We start from the raw sequence: 24,292 nt of genomic DNA, 5'->3' as shown, positions 1-24,292 counted from the left end.
AACTCATGACACCGACCTTTCGCATCGCCGCGATTCCCGGCGACGGCATTGGCAAGGAAGTGATGCCCGAGGGCCTGCGGGTCCTCGAAGTGGCGGCCGAACGCTTCGGCTTCGCGCTCGAGCTGCGCCAGATCGAGTGGGCCAGCTGCGACTGGTACGCCAAGCACGGCCAGATGATGCCGGACGACTGGAAAGACGAACTCGCCGGCGTCGACGCCATCTACTTCGGCGCTGTCGGCTGGCCCGCGGCCGTGCCGGACAACGTGTCGCTGTGGGGCTCGCTGCTCAAGTTCCGCCGCGAGTTCGACCAGTACATCAACCTGCGGCCGGTGCGGCTGTTCGACGGCGTGCCGTGCCCCTTGGCCGGCCGCAAGCCGGGCGACATCGACTACCTCGTGGTGCGCGAGAACACCGAGGGCGAGTACACCAACCTGGGCGGCGTGATGTACGCCGGCACGGAACGCGAGATCGTGATCCAGGAGTCGGTGTTCTCGCGCTTCGGCGCCGACCGCGTGCTGAAGTACGCGTTCGAGCTGGCGCAGTCGCGTCCGCGCAGGCACCTGACCGTCGCGACCAAGAGCAACGGCATCGCGATCAGCATGCCCTGGTGGGATGGGCGCGCCGATGACATGGCCAAGCGCTATCCCGAGGTCGCCATCGACAAGCAGCACATCGACATCCTGAGCGCGCGCTTCGTGCTGCAGCCGCAGCGCTTCGACGTGGTGGTCGCGAGCAACCTCTTCGGCGACATCCTGAGCGACCTGGGTCCGGCCACCACCGGCACGATCGGGCTGGCGCCGAGCGCGAACCTCAACCCGGAGCGCAAGTTCCCGTCGCTGTTCGAGCCGGTGCACGGCTCGGCGCCGGACATCTTCGGCCAGCGCATCGCGAACCCGATCGCGATGATCTGGTCGGGCGCGCTGATGCTCGACTTCCTGACGCAGGGGCAGGGCGCGGGCCGGGCGGCGCACGACGCGATCGTGAAGGCCATCGAAGCCGTCATCGCCCGCGGGCCGCGCACGCCCGACCTGGGCGGCCAGGCCCATACCGAAGACATCGGCCGTGCAATCGCCGACCTTGTGAAGGAACTCTGAAATGCCGCTTTCCATCCGCCGCGACGACCTGCTGCCGGGACGCAACTTCATCGGCCGCTGGTGCGAGGCACAGCTGGGACGCCGATTCGACGTGGCCGATCCGGCGACCGACACCGTCTTCGCCAGCGTTCCCGACAGCGGTGAAGACGATGCACGTGCCGCGCTCGAAGCGGCGCATGCCGCCTTCACCGCATGGCGTGCAGTCCCTGCCAGGCAACGCGCGCAGATTCTCAAGCGCTGGAACGACCTCATCGTGGCGCACCAGGAGGACCTGGGCCGGCTGATCTCGCGCGAGCAGGGCAAGCCGCTCGCCGAAGGGCGCGGCGAGGTGGCCTATGCCGCCAGCTACGTCGAGTGGTTCGCCGAAGAGGCGACGCGCGCCAACGGCGACGTGATCCCCGCGCCGGTGGTGGGACGCCGCATGTTTGCGCTGAAGGAGCCGGTGGGCGTGGTCGCCGCGATCACGCCCTGGAACTTCCCGGCCGCGATGATCGCGCGCAAGATCGCGCCGGCGCTGGCCGCCGGCTGCACGGTGGTGTGCAAGCCCGCCGAGGACACGCCGCTGACGTCGCTCGCGCTGGTCAAGCTCGCGGAAGAAGCCGGCGTGCCGCCGGGCGTGCTGAACATCGTGACCGCCTCGCGCGAACGGGCGGCCGAGGTGGTCGACGTCTGGCTCGACGACCCGCGGGTGCGCAAGATCAGCTTCACCGGCTCGACGCCGGTCGGCAAGCACCTCGCGCGCCGCAGCGCCGACACGCTGAAGAAGCTCTCGCTGGAGCTCGGCGGCAACGCGCCGTTCATCGTGTTCGACGATGCCGACATCGATGCCGCGGTCGAAGGACTCATGGCGGCGAAGTTCCGCAACGGCGGCCAGACCTGCGTGAGCCCCAACCGCGTGTACGTGCAGGCCGGCGTGCACGACACCTTCGCCGACAAGCTGGCTGAACGCGTCGCGGCGCTGAAGGTCGGGCCTGCCAGCGACGCCGGTTCGCAGATCGGCCCGATGATCAATGCCCGAGCGGTCGACAAGATCGAGCGCCACGTGCGCGACGCCGTCGACCGCGGTGCCCGCATCCTCGTGGGAGGACAGCGGCTCCCGGCAGTGGGACGCAACTACTTCGCGCCCACGGTCCTGATCGGAGCCGACACGACGATGGCTTGCGCCTGCGAGGAAACCTTCGGCCCCGTGGTGCCGGTCACGCGCTTCGAGACCGAGGCCGAGGTCGTGGCGGCAGCCAATGCCACGCCGTACGGGTTGGCCGCGTATTTCTACTCGCGTGACGTCAAGCGCATCTGGCGCGTGGCCGAGGCGCTGGAAGCCGGCCTTGTCGGCATCAACGAAGGCGCGCTCGCGGCCGAGGCGGCGCCTTTCGGAGGGGTCAAGGAATCGGGCTACGGCCGCGAGGGCTCCATCCATGGCCTCGACGAGTACATGCACCTCAAGTACCTGTGCCAAGGACAGCTTTAGGACCTGTCGTGGGTCAGGACATGCTCTCGAGGAACGATAGCGATCGCGACTCCCTCTCCCGCCTGCGGGAGAGGGCTGGGGTGAGGGCCGGCGCGCTCACCCTCACCCTGACCCTCTCCCGCAAGCGGGAGAGGGAACGTCCTGCTTGCCTGCGCGTTCCTTCGCGAACGCCGGGCCTTCACCGATCGCACGGGGCCATCACCGGAAACGCATAGTCACGCCCCATCAGCGCCCGAGCGAACAGGTACTCGTTGCGCTTGTGCTCATCGAGCGCGTCCAGGTCGACACGCCCCGCTGCATCGCAAGGAAAGGCCAACGACCTGCGCTCGTTCCTCCGGTGGACGAAACGCAATTCGATGCTCGCCAGCCCGTGGGCTGAAGGGGGGAACATGCAGTGCGTCATGGCATTTCTCGCGACTGTCTGTGCTGCGAGAAAGATAGGTCAACAGTCGCAGCGCCTGGTGCCGTTGTGTGCCGCCCGGCGGCAGATCATGCGCAATCACGTGGCCTCCGCCACACGCCATGACTGCACCGCACGACGTGCCACCGACGGGCCGAACAACGGTACGGACTGATGCCGAAGGTCTTCGATGCGGCACATCGTTCAACGGTCGGCGGCCGACAATCAGTCGCATGAACAACGCGCCGACCCCGCACCGGATTGTCATCGTCGGCGGCGGCGCCGGCGGTCTCAAGCTCGCCACGCTGTCCCGCGTCATGGCGCGGCGCACGCGGCCGCTGGTCAAGCTGCACTGAGCGAACCCGGGCCGGTCATTTGACCAGGCCGGCGAACATCCAACACGGGCTGGCCGCGCAGGTCAGGGCGGCACGACGAGATGCCGGTCCTCGACTCTCTTACGCAAGACCGTGCCGATGGGCGGCCCCACAACGGCAACATGCACTGCGTACCTGCATCTATTCTTTTGTGCCTTCATGACGAGGGACAGCAATGACATTGGAGAAGGACAGATGCGAGTAGCGATTCTCGGGGCCGGCGTGATCGGCGTGTCCACCGCCTGGCACCTCGCGCGAGCGGGCGCCGACGTCGTCGTCCTGGAGCGGCAGGACGGTCCCGGGTTGGAAACGAGCTTCGCGAATGCGGGGCAGGTGTCCCCCGGGTATTCGACGCCGTGGGCCGCACCCGGAGTTCCGCTGAAGGCCTTGAAGTGGCTGTTCCAGCGCCACGCGCCACTGGCGATCCGCCCCGACGGCTCGCTCGGCCAGTGGGCGTGGCTCGCGCGCATGCTGGGCCAGTGCACCGCGCAGCGCTACGCGACCAACAAGCGCCGCATGATGCGCCTGGCCGAGTACAGCCGCGATGTGCTGCGCGAGCTGCGCGCCGGAGCGCGGCTGTCGTACGAGCAGCGCAGCCTCGGGACGCTTCAGCTCTTCCGCAACGCCGCCCAGCTCGACGCGGCGGGCCGCGATGTCGAGGTGCTGCGCGGCTTCGGCGTGCCCTTCGAGCTGCTCGGCCGCGACGAGCTTGCGCGCGCGGAGCCGGCGCTCGCGCGCGTGGCGCACCGATTGAGCGGCGGTCTGCGGCTGCCCAACGACGAGACGGGCGACTGCCATCTGTTCACGCGCCAGCTCGCCGACCGCGCAGCCGCGCTCGGGGTGCGCTTCCAGTTCGGCTCGGTCGTGAGCGGGCTCGAGGTCGAAGGTGGCAGTGTCGTCGCGGTGCGCCTGGGCGAACAACGCGTGGCCGTCGACGCCTGCGTCGTCGCACTCGGCAGCCACACGCCCGCGCTGCTTGCGCCGCTCGGCATCGACGTGCCGGTCTATCCCGTGAAAGGCTATTCGCTGACCATTCCGGTGCGCGACGAGTCGTCGGCGCCGGTGTCGACGGTGCTCGACGAGACCTACAAGGTGGCGGTCACCCGCTTCGACCGCCGCATCCGCATCGGCGGCATGGCCGAGCTTGCGGGCCATGACCTCGCGCTGCGGCCGCGGCGCCGCGCGACGCTCGAGATGGTGGTGCAGGACCGTTCCCCGGCGCCGGCGACCTCGGTGCCGGCGAGTTCTGGACCGGCCTGCGCCCGATGACGCCCGACAGCACGCCCATCGTCGGCGCCACGCCGGTGCGCGGCCTCTTCCTCAATACCGGACACGGCACGCTCGGATGGACGATGGCGGCCGGCTCCGGCCGCCTGATCGCCGACCTGATGCTCGGCCGGCGGCCGGACATCGACCCGGAAGGGCTCGGCATCGAGCGCTATCGCCCGGCAGCGCCGGCGCGGTGGATTGCCCGCCCCGCGACATGACCCGCCCAGCCCGCATCACGGTCGACGTGGACGCACTGCGGCACAACCACCGCGTGCTTCGCCGCCTGCACGGCGGCCGACTGCTTGCCGTGTTGAAAGCCAACGCGTACGGTCACGGTGCCGTGGCGTGCGCCCGTGCTCTCGCGGAGGCGGATGGTTTCGCCGTTGCCTTCGGCGGCGAAGCGACGGCGCTGCGTGCCGCCGGCGTGCGCGCGCCGGTGCTCGTGCTCGAGGGCGTGTTCTCCGTCGCCGAGCTGCACACCGCGTTGCTGGAGTCCTGGTGGATCGTCGTCCACCACGAAGAACAGCTGGCGATGATCGAGTCCTCCTCGCTGCCGCTCGGCAGCTTGCACGTGTGGCTGAAGCTCGACAGCGGCATGCATCGCTGCGGCTTCGCGCCAAACGCGTTCCGTGCCGCTCATGCGCGCCTGATGGCGACCGGCAAGCTGTCCTCGATCACGCTGATGAGCCATTTCGCGCGGGCCGACGAATGCGACAGCGCGTTCACCGCGGAGCAGATTTCCCGCTTCGACAGTGCAGTCGCTGGCCTGCCCGGCCCGTACAGCTTGGCCAACTCAGCCGGCGTGTTGTCCTGGCCGGCCGCACGCCGTGATTGGGCGCGTTGCGGCATTGCGCTGTATGGCGCAGGCGCCGGGCCGCAGACCGGCCTTCGTCCGGTCATGCGGGTGTCCAGCGAGATCGTCGCGATGCGCGAGATCGCCGCCGGCGAGCCGGTCGGCTACGGCGGCCGGTTCGTCGCGACGCGGCCGACGCGTGTCGGCCTGGTGGCATTCGGCTACGCCGACGGCTATCCGCGCAGCACGCCCGACGGCACACCGCTCGCCGTCGACGGGCATCGCGTGCCGCTCGTCGGGCGCGTGTCGATGGACATGCTGACGGTGGATCTGACGGAGCTCCCGTCGGCGCGCGTGGGCAGCGAGGTCGAGCTCTGGGGACGAGACGTGTCGGTCGACGATGTCGCGCAGCGTGCCGGCACGATCGCCTACGAGCTGTTGTGCAATGCCAAGCGCGCGCCGAAACGATACGTCGGCTTGTAGCGGCCGGGCTCCCCACCGATCCCTTGTTCCTCACGATCGCAAGACCATGGCCGCACTTCGACTCCACGCCGCAACGAACGACGACTCGACCCTGACCGCGCTGACGTCCAACGTCCGCCTGCGTCCGTTCTGCGCCAGCGATCTCGAAGCCGCACAGGCGTTGTCGGCCGGAGTCAATTGGCCGCACCGCGTGGAGGACTGGCAGTTCGCGTTCGCCCACGGGACCGGGGTTGTGGCCGAACGCGATGGCAGCGTCGTGGGCACCGCGCTGCGCTGGTTGTGGGGCACCGACCGCGCCACGCTCGGTCTCGTCATCGTTTCGCCTGCCCTGCAGGGCCATGGCATCGGTCGGCGTTTGATGACCGCGCTGCTGCAGGACAGCGGGCGACGCAACGTGCTGCTGCACGCGACGGCAGAAGGCGAGCCGCTGTACGAGCGGCTGGGCTTCCGCAGCATCGGATCGATTCGGCAGCATCAGGGAATCTCCGCGAAGACCGCGCGGCCGGCGCTGGCGGAAGGAGAGCGCCTGCGTCCGGTGGACCGGCACGACGCCGATGTGCTCGCCACGCTCGACGTGAAGGCCGCAGGGCTGCCGCGTCCCTCGCTGCTACGCCGGCTGCTGAACGAGGAGGAGGTCGTCGTGTTCGATCGCGACGGCGAGGCGGTGGGCTTCTCGGTGCTGCGCCGTTTCGGACGCGGGCATGCGATCGGGCCGGTGGTCGCTCCGGACATGGCGTCCGCGCGCGCCCTGATCGCTCACTGGTGCCACCTGTACGCCGGCAATTTCCTGCGCATCGACGTCGACGCGGAAAGCGGCTTGCCCGAGTGGCTGGAAAGTCTCGGGCTGCAGCACGCCGGCAGGGTGACCGCCATGGTGCGCGGCAGGCTGCCGCCGCGGGGCCCCGCGTGTGGCGGCTGGGCGCTGATCACGCAGGCGATGGGGTGAGCGCGCGTGAACGGGCATGCCAAGCTGGATCGCCTGGACCTTCGCATCGCCCACGGCGTCGTGGACATGCTCAGACCGGCCGGCTACGACGCGGCAATGGCCTCCTTGACGAAGTCGATGTACTTGCGCAGAGGTCGACCCAGGATGGCCTGCAGGCGATCCGCTGCACCGTCCGAACCGCGCATGCCGAACTTCTGGATGCCGGCCATCATCAGCCGCATGTCGTAGGCAAGCCAGGAGGGCCCGAACGAAGCCATCTGTCCTTCGAACGCCGACAGGTCGTCCCCGCCGTAAGTCACTGCGCGACCGAGCGCGGCACTCCAGATGTCGGCTGCCGACTCTCCAGTCAATGGCTCGGGCCCGACCAACTCCAGCGTTGCGCGGGGCAACGGCGCGGGCGCGCGGTCGCGGCGCAGCAGTTCGGCGACCGCGATGTCCGCGATGTCTCGCGCATCGATCATCGCGACGCCTGCCGAGCCGATCGGCATCGGGTAGACACCGGGGCCCTGGATCACCTGCTGGACCATGCGCTCGTTCTGCATGAAGTAGGCAGGCCGAAGAATGGTCGCCGGAATGTCGAGGCTCTCGATCATTCGCTCGACCGTGTGCTTGCCGGTGAAGTGCGGCACGTTGGTGAACTTGTCCGCGTGGATGACCGACAGGTAGACGACCCGCTCGATGCCCGCCTCGCGCGCCAGGTTCAGCGCGACGAGGGCTTGCGTCACTTCGTCGGGCGTGACGGCGTTCAGCAGGAACAACGTCCGCACCGACGACAGCGCCGCGCGCAACGAGGGCACGTCGGTCAGGTCGCCGACGACCTCCTTGACGTCCGCCGGGAAGCGTTGCTTGCCGGGCGTGCGAACGAAGGCGCTGACTTCGGCGCCGGCGGCAGCCAGGCCTTGGACGACGAGGGAACCGATGGTGCCGGTGGCACCGATGACGAGAATGCTCATGGAAGACTCCAGGGGTGGTGGGTGCGGTGGGGGATCGATCAGCGCGAGAAGTCCGCGACGACCTTGCCGATGCGAGGGTCCGTGCGATTGCGTTCGATGGCCGCGGGAATGTCGGCGAACCCGATGACTTCGCCGAGCTTCGAGACCAGCGTGCCTTGGGCGATCTCCGTCGCCAGCCGCTCCAGGAGAGCAGCGTCCGGCTTGTTCGTGAACCACAGTCCGCGGCGGCCTGGCGGCGTGCGTGCAAGGATGTCAGGCGAGGACGTGCCGACGATCGCGCCGTCCTTCGTCAGCACCTGCCACGAGCGATCGAGCACTTCGCCGCCGACGTAGTCGAGCACCAGATCGATGTCGCGCGCGACCGACTCGAAGCGTTGGGTCTGGTAGTCGATGACGTGGTCCGCCCCCAGGCTGCGCACGTACTCGACATGCGCGGTCGCCGCCGTCGCGAAGACTTCGGCGCCTGCCCGCTTGGCGTACTGCACGGCATAGCCGCCCAGCCCGCCCGCTGCACCCTGGATGAGAATTCGCTGGCCTGCGGCGATCGGACCCGCATGGTGCAAGCTGTGCCAGGCCGCTACGGCCGCCACAGGAACGCCAGCCGCGTGGACGTCGGCCAGGCTTGGCGGCGTGCGCACCAGGTTCGCCTCGGCGACCGTCACGAAATCGGCGTAGGCACCCAGCCCGCCAAGCGGCCCCATGACGCGATCGCCCACGCGAAAGCGCGATGCGCCGGGGCCGACCGCCTCGACGGTGCCTGCGAGTTCGATACCCAGCACGGCGGGCAATTGAAGTGGGAAGGCGTCGCGGACGTAGCCTTCACGAACTTTCCAGTCGATGCCGTTGACGCCGGCGGCGCGAACCCGGACCAGAACCTGGCCCTCTCGGGCTGCGGGCCTGACGATCTCGGCGACCTGGGCGGCGGCAACACCGCCATAGGCGCGTAGCAGTACAGCGCGTTGAGTGATGGTCATTTCCGTTTCCTCGTATCGAAGTGCGATGACGGGAAGATAGGTCGTTGCGCCGGCAAAACGAAGACGCCAAAATGAGGACACATCGTTTCAAATATGGAACACATGGACCTCAATGCATTGACCGACTTCGCGCTCGTCGCCACGAATGGAGGACTGGGAAAGGCGAGCCGTGCGAGCGGGAGATCCAAGGCGACCCTGTCGCGGCGCATTGCGGAGCTGGAAGAGCAACTCGGCGTGCGACTCATCGAGCGCAGCGCCCGCGGGCTCAAGCTGACCGAAGCCGGTCAGATGCTGATGGACCGCACCGAAGGGCCGATGCACGAGGTGATTGACGCCATGACTGCCGCCCGCGAGGGCTTGTCGGCACCGCGCGGGCGCTTGCGTGTCGCTGCGCCGGTGCTCTTCTCTCAGCTTGCGATGGGTCGCATCTCCGCCGAGTTCTGCGCGGCGTACCCGGAGGTCAGCTGCGAGGTTGTGGCGGAGGATCGCCTCGTCGACCTCGTCGAGGAGCAGTTCGACGCCGCGATTCGGATCAATCCGGGCCCGGACAGCAACCTCGTCGGCCGGTGTTTCGCCAAGGACCGGCTGGTGGTCGTGGCCGCACCGTCCGTGCCAGTGCCGACCCCAGGCAAGGTCAGACCCGTTCCCGGTATCGTGTCCTCAAGCTTTCAGCCGGGGACTTGGACACTCGACGAGGGACGCCTGATCCTGGAGCCGATCCCGAGGCTGAGACTTTCCTCGTTCCTGATGATTCGCGACGCTGCAATTGCCGGCGCCGGCGCCGCCCTGATACCGCAATCCATCGCGTGGAACCCATTGACTCGTGGAGAGCTGGTTCAGTGGGGCGCGGTTTCGGGCGTGGAGGTCGCGCTCTGGGTCTTGCATACATCGCGACGACTTCCTGCGCCGAAGGTTCGGGCGTTCGTCGAGTTCATGTGCGGGCAATATCCGGCGGGGTCTCTCGTACTGAACGGCTAGAAGAAGCGCCTCCACGACCAGCGCCAACCTTCAGGTCGCGACGAATGTCGAACATGGGCTCGAGGGACTCGAGAGCCTGACTGCGCGCCAGCGGCCAGTTCCTGCCATTCGTGGCTGACAGCTCAGGTGCTCAAGAACCCCGCGCGCCGGGGAATGCGCCGGTGGATTTGCGCCAGACCAGCGTGAAGTTGTTTGCCGGCATCGGTACGGCCTCCTCCAGCGCAAGGCCTTCATTGCCCGCGACTTCCGCCACCTTGTCGATGTCGCGCACGCCCCAGAGCGGATTCCTTGCGCGCAGGCTCGCGTCGAACGCTTCATTGCTCTGCGACGTGTGCGCGCCGCCGCGCATGTACGGGCCGTAGGTCACAAGCACGCCGCCGGCGGGCAGGATCGTGCCGGCGCCCGCCATCAACGCGAGCGTGGCCTCCCACGGGGAGATATGGATCACGTTGATGCACACGACCGCGTCGGCCGCGGATACGGGCCAGGGACGCTTCGTGACGTCGATGGCGAGGGGCGGCTTCACGTTCGACAGGTTGCCTGCGGCGGCCCACGCCTCGATGGAAGCATGGCGCTCCACGTCCATCTCGCTTGGCTGGAAAGTGAGGGCGGGCAAAGCCTTGGCGAAGTGCGCCACGTGCTGCCCGGTGCCGCTGCCGATCTCGAGCACGAGGCCGCGTGGCGGCAACACGCGCGCGAGCACCTCGAGGATCGGCTGCTTGTTGCGCTCGGGGGAGGGGGCGGTCTCGCGTGCGTCCATGCAGCGATGGTATGCAAATGCATGACGCCATCTTCGTCTCCCCGGGTATCAGTTCCGCTCCTCATCGAATACACGTTGAGTACAAAGCGGCCGTTCGGTGAAGTCGCGCCGATACGCAACGTTCGCAGACTGCTGACAGCGCAGCGTCATCGCTGGTCGACAGCCTCAGGGCTGCCGATGTGCTCGACCCATCGAGCGAGCACGCAACCTGCAAGGAATGAAATCAAATGAGCAAGATCATGGGACTGATGTATGCCGAGGCGCGCGCCGCACGCGCGGCCACGGCGAATCCCGGTGAGGATCGCATTCACGACACGCAAACTCGAGCGAGTTTCAAGCTTGAATGGTGGACGCTCCCCGTGCGGAATCCGGTTGAATCGGCAAGATCGACGCTCGAATGGTGGACCACTCGAATCGCGAAGGGCCCTCAGCCGAATGCCAATGGCCGCGTGAACGCCGCTGGCGTTGCAGCCACGGCCCGCGATACTCCCGCGCGGCCGCGGCGGCAGCTGCCTTCTCCTTGCTGAGCGTCGTCGTCGTCACCGGATCCTTCGTCGGCCGCACACCCAGAACCGGCGCCGGTCAGGTCGTGCCTACCGCCTGGGGCGGGAAATCGGTGGACTCCGACAGTGAGCGCCATTGCTCGATCTCGGCTCGCCGTGCATCGAGGACGCTGAGGATGCCGCAGACGGCATCGGATCCGGCGGCAAAGTGCAGCGGCGGCTGCGCCTCGTGGGCCAGGCGTACCAGTGCGGCGGCCAATCTTGTGGGATCACCCGCCTGGCGGTGACTGTAGGCGCTGTAGGTGTCCTGCAATTCGGCCGAAGCCGGCGCATAGTCCTCGAGCTTCATGCTGCCGTAGCGCACCGAGCGATCGTCGAGGAAATCGGTGCGGAAGAAGCCCGGTTCGACGAGGGTGACGCCGATGCCGAAAGCCGCCACCTCCAGCGCCAGCGATTCCGAGTAGCCCTCTACGGCGAACTTGCTCGCGCAGTACACCGAGGCGCCGTTGAAGCCCTGCACGCCGCCGATCGAGGACAGGTTGAACACGTGTCCGGCTCGCTGCCGACGCATCACCGGCAGCACCGTGCGGGTCACGTGCATCAGCCCGAACACGTTGGTGGCGAACTGACGCTCGATCGCTGCGGCCTCCAGTTCCTCGAACAGACCCAGTTGGCCAAACCCCGCGTTGTTGACCAGCACGTCGATGCGGCCGAAGCGCGACACGGCAGCATCGGCGGCGGCCTGCGCCTGCACGGCGATGGATACGTCGAGCGGTGCGGCCAGCAGTCGATCGGCTTGCGCGGCGGGCAGGCTCTCCAACGCCTGAGCGGTGCGTGCAAAGTCGCGGCCAGTCGCGACGACCTTGTCACCCCGGGCGAGGGCCGCTTTGACGATCTCGAAGCCGATGCCTCGGGTGGCACCCGTGATGAACCAGGTCTTGCTCATGCTGAATCCTTCAGTGGAATGGACGTGAAGGATTCTTCGGGGTCCCGCCCTGCCGGCCAAGGCCTGAAGCTCTGCAAGCATTGCCTGAACCTATTGATATTGCGCGACGTGCCGGGAAGGTCAGGCGGTGATCCGCGCCTGTTTCTATCATCGAGCCATGCAGTCACCAACCGAAAGAATGGCCGTCCTGGTCGACCGGCTCGCGCCGCAAGAGGGCTATACCGAGTCAGCGATTCCCGGTGTGCGGTTCATGCGTGCCAACGGGCCGGTGATGCGAGCACCCGTGCTTTACGAGCCGAGCATCTGCATCGTGGTGCAAGGGCGCAAGCGTGGGTTTCTCGGCGGCAGGCTCTATGCCTATGACGCGCAGCACTACCTCGTGCTGTCGGTGCCGATGTCCTTCGAGAGCGAGACCGAAGCGAGCGCGAAAAGGCCGCTGCTGGGCATGGCGCTGCGAATTGAACCGGGGCAGGCGGCGGAGATCGCGCTGGCGGTTGCGCAGGACCGCGGTGCGGCTGAAGCGCAGCCCTGCACCATGGCGTCAACACCGGTCGACGGGGAACTGTCGGACGCTCTGTTGCGGCTGCTGCGCGTGCTGGCGTCGCCGTTGGAGGCGCGCATCCTCGGGCCGGGCATCTTGCGCGAGATCTACTTCCGGGTGCTCACCGGAGAGCAGGGCGCTGCGATGCGGGCGGCACTCGCGCAAGGCAGCCGCTTCCAAAGAATCGCCCGTGCGCTGTATCGAATGCATGACAACTACGCGGACGCGCTCGACATCGCCACACTGGCCCACACAGCAGGAATGAGCGCGCCTGCGTTCCATGCGAACTTCAAGGCCACGATGGGCACTTCGCCATTGCAGTACCTCAAGGCCATGCGTCTCCACCAGGCGCGCCTGCTGATGGTGCGCCAGGGTGTTACGGCCGCCGCCGCCTGCGTGGCGGTGGGGTACGAAAGCGCCTCGCAGTTCAGCCGCGAGTTCAGGCGCCTGTTCGGCCGCACACCGGTTGAAGAGGCACAGCGCATGAAGTCGGTCCTGGCGCTGCGACCGTCCGCGCAGGTCAATGCGGGCGACGAGGCATGATCGCCCATGCGCTACGCGGGCCCGCAACGCCATGCGCCGTCGACGAGGCGCCATGCGCCCGGCGCGGCCCGGGGATGCAGCGATTCGGGCAACAGCGCGGCCGGCAGACCCTGGTAGCACACCGGCCGCAGAAAGCGCTCGATGGCGCGCGCGCCCACGGAAGTGCTGCGCGAATCGGACGACGCCGGGAACGGGCCGCCGTGCACCATCGCGTACGACACTTCCACGCCGGTGGGAAAACTGTTGGCGAGGATGCGGCCGGCCTTGCGCTCGAGCGTGGGCAGCAACTGCCTGGCGACAGCAAGGTCCTCGTCGTCCATCTGCAGTGTTGCGGTCAGCTGGCCCTCGAGCCGCTCGGCCACGGCACGCAGTTCGGCCGTGTCCTGGCAAGACACCAGCAGGCCGCTCGGCCCGAACACCTCGTCGTGTAGAGCGGCTTGCGCCATGAAGTCGCTGGCCGTGGCCTGGTGCACCCAGGCCACGGCCGCGTGCGGCGCGTTGGCCGGCTTGCCCGTCGCAACGACCTGCACACTGCTGGCGAGCGCCAAGCGCGCGATGTTTTCGCCATAAGCGGCGTGGATGCCGGCATTGAGCATGGTGCCTGCCGCGCGCTGCGGCAGCAGCGCCGACACGGCCGCCACGAAGCGGTCCCATCCGGGTCCCGCCACGCCGACCACGAGGCCGGGGTTGGTGCAGAACTGGCCGACGCCGAGCAGTAGCGACTCGACGTATCCCGCCGCGATGGCCTCGGCGCGCGCGGAGAGCGCGGCGGGCAACAGGAAGATGGGGTTGATCGAGCTCATCTCGGCATACACCGGGATGGGCTGCGCGCGTTCACGTGCGAGCCGGCACAGCGCGAGCCCGCCAGCACGCGAGCCGGTGAAGCCCACGGCCTGCACCGCGGGGTGCGACACGAGCAGCGCGCCGACCTCGTTCGAGGGGCCGCCTACCATCGAGAACGTGCCCTCGGGCAAGCCATGCTCGACGACCGTCTGCTGGATCACGCGCGCGACCATTTCCGACGTGCCGGGATGCGATGGATGCGCCTTGACGATCACCGGGCAACCCGCGGCAAGCGCCGAGGCGGTGTCGCCGCCGGCGACCGAGAACGCGAGCGGGAAGTTGCTGGCACCGAACACCGCGACGGGGCCGAGCGCGATCTGGCGCTGGCGCAGGTCGGGCCGCGGCACCGGTTGGCGCTCGGGTTGGGCGCTGTCGATCGTGACCTGCTGCCACAGTCCGTCGCGCAGCATGCGCGCGAACAGCCGCAACTGGCCCGCGGTGCGTCCGCGTTCGCCCTCGAGGCGCGCGCGCGGCAGGCCGCTCTCGGCCATGGCGCGCGCGATCAACGGCTCGCCCAGCGACTCGACGCCGGCCGCGATGCTTTCGAGAAAGTCGGCACGCTGGCCGGCCGAGGTCGCGCGATAGGCGTCGAAGGCGTCGCGCGCCAGCACGGCGGCGCGGCCGACATCTTCGGGCGTCGCGGCGGAGAAGGTGGGCTCCAGTTCGCGCCCGGTCGACGGGTCGAACCCGCGGTACGCGTGCGCGGCGCCGGCCACCTCTTGGTGGCCGATCAGGAGATGGCCGGTCAGTTGAGTCGTCATGTTGTCCTGGTTCATGTGATGGCGGCGAGCTGCCAGGGCACGAGCTTGTTCTGTTCGTGGCCTGTGCAACTCTTGCTCGTGGTGCGCTCGGCCGAGGCGGCAGATGTGAGCCGGTTGCTACAGCCGGTACACGCGCTTCGCGTTGTCATGCAACAGCTTGCGCCGATCCGCATCTGACTGGCCGGCGATCGCCGCCAGGAACCCGGCCAGCAGGACCTCATAGGACGCGACGAGGCTGTCGACCGGAAAGTTGCTCGCGAACATGCAGCGATCGGCGCCGAAGATCGCGATCGTGTCTCGGATGATCGGGACGTTGGCGTCCTGCGTCCACCGACGATCGCGCTGCCCGAGGCCGGAAATCTTGACGACGACATTCGACCGGTGGGCCGCCCTGTCCATCGCTTGCCGCCAACCGGTCAGCCCTTCGGCGCTGCGGTCCGCAGGCAGCCCGGTGTGGTTGATGACGATCGTCGTGCCGGGAAAGTCGACGGCCAGGTCGGCGGCCTGGTCCAGATTCCACCACGGCGCCTGCAGGTCGAACGAGAACCCGTGCTGGGTCAGCAATGCGAAGCCGGCGCGCCAGCGCGGATCGTCCATCGATCCCGGCAGACCGCGCTTCGCGTCCGCCGGCGAGGCGGCGGTGACCGGCTTGTGGCGGATGCCGCGCACCAGCGGATAAGCCGCGTGCGCCGCCAGCACCTCGCAGACATCGACATGATCCAGCGCTGCGTGTGCCACGCAGGCCGACGGCCGGCCGGTCTCGCCCGCCAGCACGGACAGCCACTTCGTCTCGTCCACTGGCGCGGCGCGATTCCACTCCGCCTCTATGTGCACCGTCTTCACCGGCGCGAATCCCGCGGTATCGCGCGCGAGGTCGGCCGGCAGGTAGTTGCGCTTCAGCGCCGAGTAGTCGCCGTAGCGGAACGGAACCGGCTCGGGATCCTGCAGCCAGGGATACGGGTTCTTCCCGAGATCCCAGAAGTGCTGGTGCGCGTCGATGAACGGCTCGTCGAACCTCATGGCGCCAACACCCGTTTCGCTTCGCGGTCGAGCTCGGCGAAGTACTGCTCCATGCCGGCCACGTCGACGCTGTCGTCGCTTTCCATGCCGAGCTGGGCGAAGTGCCGCTCGCGCTTGCGCATGTCGGCCAGCAGCACCTCGCGTGCATGCCTGGCCACGGTCTCGGCCACTTCGAGCGGCACCACGACGAGCCCGTCGTCGTCGCAGCCGACGATGTCGCCGGGGCGGACTTGCACGCCGCCCATGCCGATGCGCGTCTGCGTCTCGATGATCTCGATGCGCCCCGGAATGATGGTGCGCGCGACGCCGCGGGAGCAGATCGGTGTCTTCTGGTCGACGAGCTCGGCGCTGTCGCGGCATTGCCCGTCGGTGACGATGCCAACTGCGCCCTTCTGCATCGCGCGCAGCGAGTTCTCCGAGCCCCACAGGCCCACCGGCGGAGCGCCGCCGGTGTCGGTGACGACGACGTGCCCGGGCTGCAGCTGGTCGTAGAAGCGCCACACGCCGAGCCCGACCTTGCGGAACCAGATATCGTGCGAGTCGACGATCTCCTCGGTGGTGGGCAGCGTCCACATCGGCCGATTCGCGGGGACGCAGCGCACGGTGAAGGCGACGCCCCAGAAGCGCGTCCCGCTCGACAGCGCCTTGATGTCGGGCGAGACGAGGCCGATGTTGAAGTAGCCGATCCCGTCGAGCGCATCGCACACGTCGGCCACGCGCAGGGGGTCGTAGAGCTTCTTCAGTCGGAACGGATCGATGCTGGGTTTGGCATTGTCGGAGGTCATGTGGCTATCCATGGGTTGGGGTGGGGGATGCGAGAGGCGCTAGGCGGCCTTGCGCCGGCTCGCCTCGTACAGGCGGATGATCGACGCCGGGTCGGACATCGCGTGGCCGCTCGCGACGTAGGCGTCGAAGCGCGCGCCGGCCTGCTCGACCAGCGGAAGGTCGCAGCCATGCTCGCGCGCAAACTCGCCGACGGCCTTGAGGTCCTTCAGCAGTTGACGTGCGTAGGCCGCTGGGGGATCGAAGTCGCGGCGCTGGATGCGCGGATACAGCTTGCGCAGCAGCACGCTGTCGGCGAAGCCGCCTGCCAGGCACTCCGGCAGCCGCGCCGCGTCGATGCCGGCCGCTTCGGCCAGCAGCGCCGCTTCCACCATCAGCACGTAGCCCGCGCCGACAATGGCCTGGTTGATGATCTTGGTGGTCTGTCCGGCGCCGGTCGGGCCCATGTGGGTGACGTTGGCGCCGAGGTCGCCGAGCACCGCGCGAGCGCGTTCGAAGTCATGCGGTGCGCCGCCGGCCATGATGGCCATGCTGCCCTCGCGTGCGGCGCCGGGGCCGCCGGAGACAGGGCAGTCGAGCCAGGCGAGGCCGGCGTCGCGCGCCGCGCGTGCCGCCATCTCTTGCGTGGCCGCGGGATCGATCGTAGACAAGTCAATCAGCAGCTTGCCGCGCGTCTCGCGCGCCGTGGCCAGCCCGTGCGGACCGAACACGCAGTGCCGCACCGCCTCGCCGTCCAGCACGCATATCAGCACGATGTCGGCGGCGGCGACAACGTCGGCCGGCGATGCCGCGGCAACCGCGCCGTGCAGCGTGACGAGGTCCAGCCGCTCGCGCTCCAGGTTCCACACCGTCACTTGCCAACCGCGGTCGAGAAGCCGCCGGGTCATGGCCTCGCCCATGAGGCCGATGCCGACGAAGCCCAGTCGTGGTTTGTTCATGCCGGGTCCTCCAGGTCGATCGCGCCGAAGGGGCTGGGCTCGAGCAGCAACGAACTGCCCTCGCCGAGCACGTGCTCTCCGCCCCACTGCTGACGCTCGCGCCGGCGCGCCGCCACGACGCTCGCGTGCTGCTCGTATGCCGCGAGCGCGCGCCGGCGCTGCGCATGGTCCTGCCAGCCGAGCAGCAGCGTCACGCCGGGTGTTGCGGCGCCGCCCACGATGTTGTCGAACACGCCGGCGATCGCCGCGCCGCAATCGGCCAGCGCCGGAAGGTCGACCTCGGCGAGTACCTGGTCAGCGTGGCCAGTGCGTCCGACCGCGACCGGATGCACACGCACCTCGTACAGCGGACATGAAGCTGGCCGCTCGTGCGTGGCGCGATGCATGGTCCACGCCGCGGCCGGCGCGAGGAAGCGCAGGTCGTAGCGCTTCACCATCTCGCCCGGGCCGTTGGTGCGCGTGCGCACGGCCTGCCACTCAGCGTCGGCGTTCAGCGCGGCGAAGGCGGCGGTGCGCTGTGCGAGATCGGTCCAGCGCAGCATCCAGGCGAACAGCGGCGTCGTGCCGCCCGCCACCACGGTCCATTGCCCGAGTCGCTTCGGGAAGCCGTGCCGCTCGAAGAAGGGATGCATCACCGAGCCGATGCGCTCGACCAGTTCGTCGATTCGCCCAGGAGCGGGATGATAAAGACGCAGTTCGTGGAACACAGGATCGCTCACAAGTCGTAGAAGGCCACTGCCGTGTCGTGCATGACCGCGGCGCGTGCTTGCGCGGGCACGAGCCGCAGCGCAGCCTCACGCCAGCGCGTCATGCCACCGGCTAGGTCGACAACCGGCCAGTCGCTGCCCCACATCAGCCTGTCGGGACCGAAGCAGTCGAGCAGGTGTTCGAGACAGGGCTTCAGGTCGTCGTCGCGCCAGTCCGGGCGAGCTTCGGTCGTGAGGCCGGACAGCTTGCAGAAGCAACGTGTCTCGCGCGCGACCCGCGCGATGTCGCGCGCCCACGGCTCGAATGCGCCGGCTGCAATGGTCGGCTTCGCGCCGTGATCGATCACCAGGGCCAGCGACGGATGGCGCTGCGCCAGCTCCCGCAGCAGTGGCAGGTGCCGCGGGCGCGCGGCGACATCGAGGCGCAGGCCGTGATGCGCGAGTGCCTCGAGCGCCGGCGCGAGCTCCGGGCGCAAGATCCAGCCCGTTTCCTCGATGAAGCCGATCATCGGCCGCACGCCCTTGACGATCGTGTGGGTCGCGAGTTCGGCGATGGCCTCGCCTGCATCGCGCGCGGCGAGGTCGACCCAGCCGACCACCCCGCGCACCAGCCCTTCGGAGGACAGCGCGACGTCGATCAGCCAGCGCGTCTCGGCGGAGGTGGGCGACGCCTGCACCAGTACCGTGGCGTCGATGTCGCCGAGCAGCGGCCGCAGGTCCGCCAGCTCGTAGTCGCGGTGGATCGCCAACTCCCGGCCAAGCCACGGATAGTCGTGGCAGCCGATGCGCCAGACATGCTGGTGCGCATCGACGATCTTCTGGCCGGCAGTCGTCACTTCACCGCCCCGAGCGCCAGACCGCGCACGAGGTGCTTCTGCAGCAGCATCATGAACACGACGATCGGGATCATGATCGCGATGGCCGCCGCCGCCGAGAGCGACCAGTAGTTGAGGTCCTCGCCGCCGTACTCGGCGATGGCCACCGGCAGCGGCTTCGTGTTCGGGCCCGTGAGCACCAGCGCGAACAGGAACTCGTTGTAGGCGAGCAGCAGGCTGAACAGCGCCGTGACCCACAGCCCCGGCCGCACGATCGGAAGCACCACCTTGAAGAAGGTCTGCCATTCGCTGGCGCCGTCGATCGCGGCCGCCTCGTCGACCTCGGCCGGGACGTCGACGAAGAAGCTGTGCATCAACCAGATCGTGAACGGCTGGTTGATCGCGACCAGCGCCAGCACCATCGCCGGGTAGGTGTCGATCAGGTTCAGCAGCTTGGCGAGGATGAAGAACGGGATCGCCAGCAGCATGTGCGGGAACATGCGCAGCGAGAGGAGTCCCAGGAGGATCCCCTTGGCCGCCTTGCCGCGCATGCGCGACAAGCCGTAGGCTGCCATCGTGCCGATGGACACCGAGATGAGCACGGTGGACACCGAGATGATGGCGCTGTTGAGGAAGAAGCGCCCGAAGCCCTTTTCGAACCAGACCATGTGGTGGAACTCGAGCGTGGGCTCGAACACCAGCTTGGGCGGGATCGCGAAGGCGTCGATGGGCTGCTTGATCGACGTGAGGAAGGCCCACGCCACGGGTGTCAGCGTAATGGCCGTGAACAGGCACAGTGCGAGGAACAGCAGCAGCTGCGAGGCGGAGAGGCGCCGTGTCTTCTTCATGCTCTTTCCTTGCTGCGCCCGACGACGCCGATGAGAATCGCGGCCAGCGCCATGACGATGACCAGGGTGATCACGCCGAGTGCCGACGCCTTGCCGACCTGGAACAGACGGAACGCCAGTGCGTAGGTCTGCATCGTGATGGTCTCGGTGGCCGACCCGGGGCCGCCGGACGTGAGCACGTAGATCGTGTCGAAGTAGCGGAACGCATCCATCATGCGCATCGTCAGCACGAAGACGATCAGCGGCCGGATGGCCGGCAGCATGATGCGAAATAGGACCTGCCGCCCGCCCGCACCGTCGATCTGCGCCGCCTCGATCTGGCTTTGGTCGACGGTGTTCAGGCCCGCGAACAGCACCAGGATCATGAACGGCGTGAACTGCCACGTGTCGGCGATGACGACCGTGATGCGTGCCCACATCGGGTCGCCCAGCCAGTCGGGCGGGAAGATGCCCATGCCCGCGAGCACCGAGTCGAGCAGGCCCCAGCGGCCCGCGAACACCCATTTGAGGAACAGCGCCGCCACCACGGGGGTGATGATGTGCGGCAGGAACATCAGCAGGTTCAGCCCCCTCACGGCGAACTTCAGCCGGTACAGCCCGTAGGCCACCGCAAGCCCGAGGCAGAACTCGACTCCGACCGCCGACGCGACGATGCCCACCGTGCGCAGCAACGACGACCAGAAGCGCATGTCGCCGAGCAGATCGGCGTAGTTGCCGAGGCCGACGAAGGTGCTGACCCCCGTGTCGAGGTAGACGTCGAACAGGCTCAGGTACAGCGCGTAGCCGAGCGGATACAACAGGATGAAGAACGCTATGACGCCACTCGGCAGAAGGAAAGGCCACAGCGTGCGGCGGCGCGCGCCCTTGGCGCGCCGCTTTGTCGTGCGCTCGGTGATGCGCGTTACCGCCTTCGACGACTGAACTACTGCCGTGCCGGCCAGGCTGGTCGTTGCCATGATCAAGCCGCCAGCCGCTGGCCGTTTGCCGCGTCGAACAGATGCGCGCGCTTCAGGTCCGGCACGAGCCCGATGCTCTCGCCGACTCGGCAATGCGCGTGGTCGTGGATCGTCGAGGTGATGTCGCGCCCGTTCATGCGGCAGTACAGCTGCGTGTCCGCGCCGGTCGGCTCGACGACCACCACTTCCACCGGCAAGCCTCCGCTTCCCGGCGCGCAGTGCTCGGGGCGGATGCCGTACATCACCGGCTGGCCATCGTCGGCACGCGCGCCGATCGGGAACGGCAGCGACACGCCGCCGTCGAACTCGACGCGCGGCTCGCCGCCGGCCGTGCGGGCGACCCCCTGCAGCAGGTTCATCGCCGGCGAGCCGATGAAGCCGGCGACGAAGCTGTTGGCCGGCCGCTCGTACAGCTCCAGCGGGCTGCCGGTCTGCTCGACCACGCCGTCTTTCAGGACGACGATCTTGTCGGCCATCGTCATCGCCTCGGTCTGGTCGTGCGTGACGTAGATCGAGGTCGTCTTCAGGCGCTGGTGCAGCTCGCGGATCTCGGTGCGCATCTGCACGCGCAGCTTGGCGTCGAGATTGGACAGCGGCTCGTCGAAGAGGAACACGAGCGGGTTGCGCACGATGGCGCGGCCCATCGCGACGCGCTGCCGCTGGCCGCCCGAGAGCTGGCGCGGAAAGCGGTCGAGATAGGGCGCGAGCGACAGGATGTCGGCCGCGCGCTTGACCTGCACGTCGATCTCGGACTGCGGCTGGCGCGCCAGCTTGAGCGCGAACGACATGTTGTCGCGCACCGTCATGTGCGGGTACAGCGCGTAGTTCTGGAACACCATCGCGATGTCGCGTTGCTTCGGTGGTTTGTCGTTGACGACGGTGTTGCCGATGGTGATCTTGCCTTCGTCGACTTCCTCGAGCCCGGCGATCATGCGCAGCAGCGTGGACTTGCCGCAGCCCGACGGGCCGACCAGCACGCAGAACTCGCCGTCGGCGATACGGATATCGACGCCGCGGATGACGTGGGTGTCCCCGAAGTACTTCTCGATGGCGCTCAGGTGAACGGCTGACATGGTGTGGACGCCTTTCGCTTATTTGTAGTAGCCGCGCGTGCCGAGGTACGCCTCGGTCTCGGACGCCGCCTTGTCGAGCGCCTCCTTGACCGGCATCTCGCCCGTGACCGCCTGCAGGATGCGGCGCGAGATGAACTCGCCCACTGCATAGAACTCCGGCAGAGCCGGGAACGGGACCCCGGTCTCGATGGCCTGCGCCGCCGCCGCATAGAAGCGGTTCTTCGCGCGCAGCTCCGGGTCCTGCAACAGCGATTTGCGCGGTGGCACCAGCATCGCCGCCGCCTCGCGCATGTTGGCTTCCCGGGTGGCCGTGGCCATGATGCGGAACAGCTTGTCGGGGTCCTGCTTGCTGAACGCCGAGATCGCGTAGCCGTCGGTGAGCACGCGCGCCTTGCCTTCGGGCATCGGCGTCCAGTCGAACTTGCCGATGACGCGCGACTGCTTGGGGTCGTCCACCGAGCGGGCGCGCGTGGCCCATTGCTGGCCCATCACCGCTGCGTCCTGCTGCAGCGCGATCGTGCATTCGTCGTTGGCGGCGGTGGCGAAGCCGCGCTGCGCGTACTTGGTGGTGTCCTTCAGCGCCTCGATGGCACGCACGCCGCGCGCGTTGTTGAAGATCGGCTTCCACTTGTCGTCGAACCAGCCGGCGCCGATGGTGTTCATGTACCAGTGCGCCTCGTTGAGCGTGGCGTCGCTGGGCTTCAAGCAGTCGATGGTGCCGGCGCGCGCGGGGGTGTGGAAGCTCTTGGCCAGCGCCTGGTATTCGGCCATCGTCTTCGGCGGCGTCTTGCCGGCCGCGTCGAAGAGGTCCTTGCGGTAATAGAACATCATCGTGTTGACGGTGCCGGGGATGGCATAGATGTGGCCCTTGTACGAGCACATCTTCATCGCCGCGTCGGAGAAGTCGTCCAGCGCGAACTCCTTCTTGTACTTGGCCCACAGGTCGTCCAGCGGACGCAGCCATCCGTTGCGCGCATACGAGGCGACGGTCGAGTCGATGACGTAGACGATGTCGAAGGTCGCCGACTTCGACGACATCGCGATCGTGACCAACTCACCCATCTTCTCGAACGGGATGAGTTGCGCGTTGACGTCCACGCCGGGCAGCGCGGTCTTCATCTTGCCGGCCCAGAACTCGAGCGCCGGGTAGCGGTGGCTGATGAGCTGCACCGGGTCGGCGGCGAAGGCGCTGCGCGCGCCGAGCAGCGTGCCGCCGCCCAGCGCCAGCGCCGTGGCGCCCATCTGCTTGATGACGGTCCGGCGGCTCGTGTCTTGAATGCTCATGGTGTCTCCGTGGGTATGAGGCTTGAATTCGGTCGGCGCATCAGGAAGCGAAGGCACCGCGCAAGCGGAAGGACTCGATGTCCTGCTTGCCGAAGCCCGCTTCGAGAAGGATCTCGTCGGTGTGCTGGCCCAGCAGCGGCGCCGGGTAGCGCACCTGCTGCGGCGTGCCGCCCAGCTTGACCGGGAAGCCGAGCGTGTTGACGCGGCCTTCCACCGGGTGCTCGATCGACATCACCATCTCGCGCGCCTGCGACTGCTCGCTGACCAGCGCCTCGGCGTAGTCGTAGATCGGCGCGGCGGGCACGCCCGCGTCCAGCAGCGCCGCGACCCATGCGTCAGCGGTGCGCTTGGCGAAGCTGGCCTCGATCTCCTCGATGAGCGGGGCGCGGTTGCGCAGGCGTGCGACGTTGTCGGTGAAGCGCGGATCGGCGATCAGGTCCTCGCGGCCGATCACCTTGCACAGGCTGACCCACAGCTTCTGGTTGGCCGCGCCGATGACGAAGTGGCGGTCCGACGCGCGCACCGCCTGGTACGGCGCACTCATGCGGTTGGCGCTGGCGATCGGCGCCGGCACTTCGCCCGTGCCCCAGTACTCGGCGGTCTCCCAGATCGACAGGCCGAGCGCGGCTTCGAACAGCGAGGCATCGATGTACTGGCCCTGGCCGCTGCGGTCGCGGCCTGTCACCGCGCTCAGGATCGCGTACACCGCGAACAGGCCCGCGCCCAGGTCGGCCACCGGGACGCTCGACTTCACCGGCGCCATGCCGGGGTAGCCCATCACGCTCATCACGCCGGTCATTGCCTGCGCGATCAGGTCGAAGCCCGGCCGCTGCGACCACGGGCCGGTCTGTCCGAAGCCCGAGATGCTGGCGTAGACGAGCTTGGGGTTGATCTCCTTCAGCGTCGGGTAGTCGATGCGCAGGCGCGCGGCGACGCCGGGACGGTTGTTCTCGACCAGCACGTCGGCGCTGCGCACGAGTTCGTAGAACGCCTCGCGGCCTGACACGTTCTTCAGGTTCAGCTCGATGCTGCGCTTGTTGCGGTTCAGCGCGAGGAAGCCGCCGCTGTCCTCGCCCTTCAGGCGAAATCCCATCGCGCGTCGCGTCTGGTCGCCGACGCCGGGCGGCTCGACCTTGATGACGTCTGCGCCCATGTCGCCGAGCAGCATGCAGCAGAAGGGGCCGGCCATCACCTGGCTGACGTCGAGGACCTTGAGGTGGGACAAAGGAAGGGTCATGG

Annotated in this window: 24 protein-coding genes and 1 pseudogene; 9 read left to right on the top strand and 16 right to left on the bottom strand. The window is 68.2% G+C overall.

Going from position 1 to position 24,292, the window contains the following annotated elements; all coding sequences use genetic code 11:
* Nucleotides 1–5: 5 nt before the first annotated feature.
* Both P7V53_RS23420 and P7V53_RS23415 read left to right on the top strand, forming a co-directional pair.
* A complete protein-coding gene (locus P7V53_RS23420) occupies nucleotides 6–1,094 on the top strand; it encodes a tartrate dehydrogenase (RefSeq protein ID WP_280151911.1) in 1,089 nt (362 codons plus the stop codon).
* A 1-nt stretch (nucleotide 1,095) separates the two neighbouring features.
* Nucleotides 1,096–2,562 carry an NAD-dependent succinate-semialdehyde dehydrogenase gene (locus P7V53_RS23415; protein ID WP_280151910.1) on the top strand — a complete coding sequence of 489 codons (1,467 nt, stop codon included), beginning with the start codon at nucleotides 1,096–1,098 and terminating at the stop codon, nucleotides 2,560–2,562.
* 178 nt (nucleotides 2,563–2,740) lie between these two features.
* On the opposite strand, the gene P7V53_RS31545 is transcribed toward P7V53_RS23415, so the two are convergent.
* Nucleotides 2,741–2,878: a hypothetical protein gene (locus tag P7V53_RS31545; RefSeq protein ID WP_348273445.1), complete on the bottom strand. Its 138-nt coding sequence runs from the start codon at nucleotides 2,876–2,878 to the stop codon at nucleotides 2,741–2,743.
* Between the two features lie 317 nt (nucleotides 2,879–3,195).
* On the opposite strand from P7V53_RS31545, the gene P7V53_RS23405 reads away from it, so the two are divergent.
* From P7V53_RS23405 to P7V53_RS23390, 4 genes and pseudogenes are all read left to right on the top strand, one after another.
* Nucleotides 3,196–3,318, top strand: coding sequence for a hypothetical protein (locus P7V53_RS23405; RefSeq protein ID WP_280151908.1), 123 nt, complete (start codon nucleotides 3,196–3,198; stop codon nucleotides 3,316–3,318).
* A 213-nt stretch (nucleotides 3,319–3,531) separates the two neighbouring features.
* Nucleotides 3,532–4,823, top strand: a pseudogene (locus P7V53_RS23400) (D-amino acid dehydrogenase).
* On the top strand, nucleotides 4,820–5,881 hold the full coding sequence (gene alr, locus P7V53_RS23395) for an alanine racemase (RefSeq protein ID WP_280151907.1): 1,062 nt from the start codon (nucleotides 4,820–4,822) through the stop codon (nucleotides 5,879–5,881). Before P7V53_RS23400 ends, alr begins: the two are co-directional and overlap by 4 nt.
* Entirely contained in the window at nucleotides 5,844–6,827 is a 984-nt protein-coding gene (locus P7V53_RS23390) for a GNAT family N-acetyltransferase (RefSeq protein WP_280151906.1), read from the top strand. The genes alr and P7V53_RS23390 overlap by 38 nt, the downstream gene beginning before the upstream one ends.
* An 83-nt stretch (nucleotides 6,828–6,910) precedes the next feature.
* On the opposite strand, the gene P7V53_RS23385 is transcribed toward P7V53_RS23390, so the two are convergent.
* Both P7V53_RS23385 and P7V53_RS23380 read right to left on the bottom strand, forming a co-directional pair.
* Nucleotides 6,911–7,780 (bottom strand): NmrA/HSCARG family protein, encoded by an 870-nt coding sequence (locus tag P7V53_RS23385; RefSeq protein ID WP_280151905.1) that lies wholly within the window; start codon nucleotides 7,778–7,780, stop codon nucleotides 6,911–6,913.
* Nucleotides 7,781–7,818: 38 nt separating this feature from the next.
* A complete protein-coding gene (locus P7V53_RS23380) occupies nucleotides 7,819–8,754 on the bottom strand; it encodes an NADP-dependent oxidoreductase (RefSeq protein WP_280151904.1) in 936 nt (311 codons plus the stop codon).
* A 102-nt stretch (nucleotides 8,755–8,856) separates the two neighbouring features.
* Here P7V53_RS23380 and P7V53_RS23375 point away from each other — a divergent pair, with 102 nt between their 5' ends.
* Nucleotides 8,857–9,732, top strand: coding sequence for a LysR family transcriptional regulator (locus tag P7V53_RS23375; RefSeq protein WP_280151903.1), 876 nt, complete (start codon nucleotides 8,857–8,859; stop codon nucleotides 9,730–9,732).
* Nucleotides 9,733–9,862: 130 nt separating this feature from the next.
* Here the strand turns inward: P7V53_RS23375 and P7V53_RS23370 are convergent, their stop codons facing one another.
* Nucleotides 9,863–10,492, bottom strand: a complete 630-nt coding sequence (locus tag P7V53_RS23370; RefSeq protein WP_280151902.1) for a DUF938 domain-containing protein — start codon at nucleotides 10,490–10,492, stop codon at nucleotides 9,863–9,865.
* 227 nt (nucleotides 10,493–10,719) lie between these two features.
* Between P7V53_RS23370 and P7V53_RS23365 the strand changes: the two genes are divergently transcribed.
* The gene (locus P7V53_RS23365) at nucleotides 10,720–11,019 is read left to right on the top strand and encodes a hypothetical protein (protein ID WP_280151901.1); all 300 of its coding nucleotides are present in this window, start codon (nucleotides 10,720–10,722) and stop codon (nucleotides 11,017–11,019) included.
* Between the two features lie 55 nt (nucleotides 11,020–11,074).
* On the opposite strand, the gene P7V53_RS23360 is transcribed toward P7V53_RS23365, so the two are convergent.
* Nucleotides 11,075–11,941: an SDR family NAD(P)-dependent oxidoreductase gene (locus P7V53_RS23360; protein WP_280151900.1), complete on the bottom strand. Its 867-nt coding sequence runs from the start codon at nucleotides 11,939–11,941 to the stop codon at nucleotides 11,075–11,077.
* Nucleotides 11,942–12,119: 178 nt separating this feature from the next.
* On the opposite strand from P7V53_RS23360, the gene P7V53_RS23355 reads away from it, so the two are divergent.
* Nucleotides 12,120–13,025: an AraC family transcriptional regulator gene (locus P7V53_RS23355; RefSeq protein ID WP_280151899.1), complete on the top strand. Its 906-nt coding sequence runs from the start codon at nucleotides 12,120–12,122 to the stop codon at nucleotides 13,023–13,025.
* 11 nt (nucleotides 13,026–13,036) lie between these two features.
* Here P7V53_RS23355 and P7V53_RS23350 read toward each other — a convergent pair whose 3' ends face one another.
* The 11 genes from P7V53_RS23350 to P7V53_RS23300 all read right to left on the bottom strand — a co-directional run bounded on the left by P7V53_RS23350 (nucleotide 13,037) and on the right by P7V53_RS23300 (nucleotide 24,290).
* Nucleotides 13,037–14,629, bottom strand: coding sequence for an aldehyde dehydrogenase (NADP(+)) (locus tag P7V53_RS23350; protein ID WP_280151898.1), 1,593 nt, complete (start codon nucleotides 14,627–14,629; stop codon nucleotides 13,037–13,039).
* 117 nt (nucleotides 14,630–14,746) lie between these two features.
* A complete protein-coding gene (locus P7V53_RS23345) occupies nucleotides 14,747–15,649 on the bottom strand; it encodes an amidohydrolase family protein (protein WP_280151897.1) in 903 nt (300 codons plus the stop codon).
* Nucleotides 15,646–16,434, bottom strand: coding sequence for an RraA family protein (locus P7V53_RS23340; RefSeq protein WP_280151896.1), 789 nt, complete (start codon nucleotides 16,432–16,434; stop codon nucleotides 15,646–15,648). The genes P7V53_RS23345 and P7V53_RS23340 overlap by 4 nt, the downstream gene beginning before the upstream one ends.
* 39 nt (nucleotides 16,435–16,473) lie before the next feature.
* Nucleotides 16,474–17,370 (bottom strand): NAD(P)-dependent oxidoreductase, encoded by an 897-nt coding sequence (locus P7V53_RS23335; protein ID WP_280151895.1) that lies wholly within the window; start codon nucleotides 17,368–17,370, stop codon nucleotides 16,474–16,476.
* Nucleotides 17,367–18,077, bottom strand: a complete 711-nt coding sequence (locus tag P7V53_RS23330; RefSeq protein ID WP_280151894.1) for an NIPSNAP family protein — start codon at nucleotides 18,075–18,077, stop codon at nucleotides 17,367–17,369. The genes P7V53_RS23335 and P7V53_RS23330 overlap by 4 nt, the downstream gene beginning before the upstream one ends.
* Nucleotides 18,078–18,085: 8 nt before the next feature.
* Entirely contained in the window at nucleotides 18,086–18,913 is an 828-nt protein-coding gene (locus P7V53_RS23325; protein ID WP_280151893.1) for an amidohydrolase family protein, read from the bottom strand.
* Nucleotides 18,910–19,740: a carbohydrate ABC transporter permease gene (locus tag P7V53_RS23320; protein WP_280151892.1), complete on the bottom strand. Its 831-nt coding sequence runs from the start codon at nucleotides 19,738–19,740 to the stop codon at nucleotides 18,910–18,912. Before P7V53_RS23320 ends, P7V53_RS23325 begins: the two co-directional genes overlap by 4 nt.
* Nucleotides 19,737–20,696 (bottom strand): sugar ABC transporter permease, encoded by a 960-nt coding sequence (locus P7V53_RS23315; protein WP_280151891.1) that lies wholly within the window; start codon nucleotides 20,694–20,696, stop codon nucleotides 19,737–19,739. Before P7V53_RS23315 ends, P7V53_RS23320 begins: the two co-directional genes overlap by 4 nt.
* Nucleotides 20,697–20,698: 2 nt before the next feature.
* Entirely contained in the window at nucleotides 20,699–21,769 is a 1,071-nt protein-coding gene (gene ugpC, locus P7V53_RS23310) for a sn-glycerol-3-phosphate ABC transporter ATP-binding protein UgpC (protein WP_280151890.1), read from the bottom strand.
* Between the two features lie 18 nt (nucleotides 21,770–21,787).
* Complete coding sequence (locus tag P7V53_RS23305) at nucleotides 21,788–23,053, bottom strand: extracellular solute-binding protein (RefSeq protein ID WP_280151889.1); 1,266 nt, start codon at nucleotides 23,051–23,053, stop codon at nucleotides 21,788–21,790.
* A 40-nt stretch (nucleotides 23,054–23,093) separates the two neighbouring features.
* Nucleotides 23,094–24,290 (bottom strand): CoA transferase, encoded by a 1,197-nt coding sequence (locus P7V53_RS23300; RefSeq protein WP_280151888.1) that lies wholly within the window; start codon nucleotides 24,288–24,290, stop codon nucleotides 23,094–23,096.
* Nucleotides 24,291–24,292: the final 2 nt, after the last annotated feature.

Origin of the sequence: Piscinibacter sp. XHJ-5, from assembly GCF_029855045.1 — a bacterium.
In the GTDB taxonomy this organism is placed as follows: domain Bacteria; phylum Pseudomonadota; class Gammaproteobacteria; order Burkholderiales; family Burkholderiaceae_C; genus Albitalea.
Note: the sequence above shows the minus strand (reverse complement) of the source record. Positions and strands in the feature narration are given on the sequence as shown.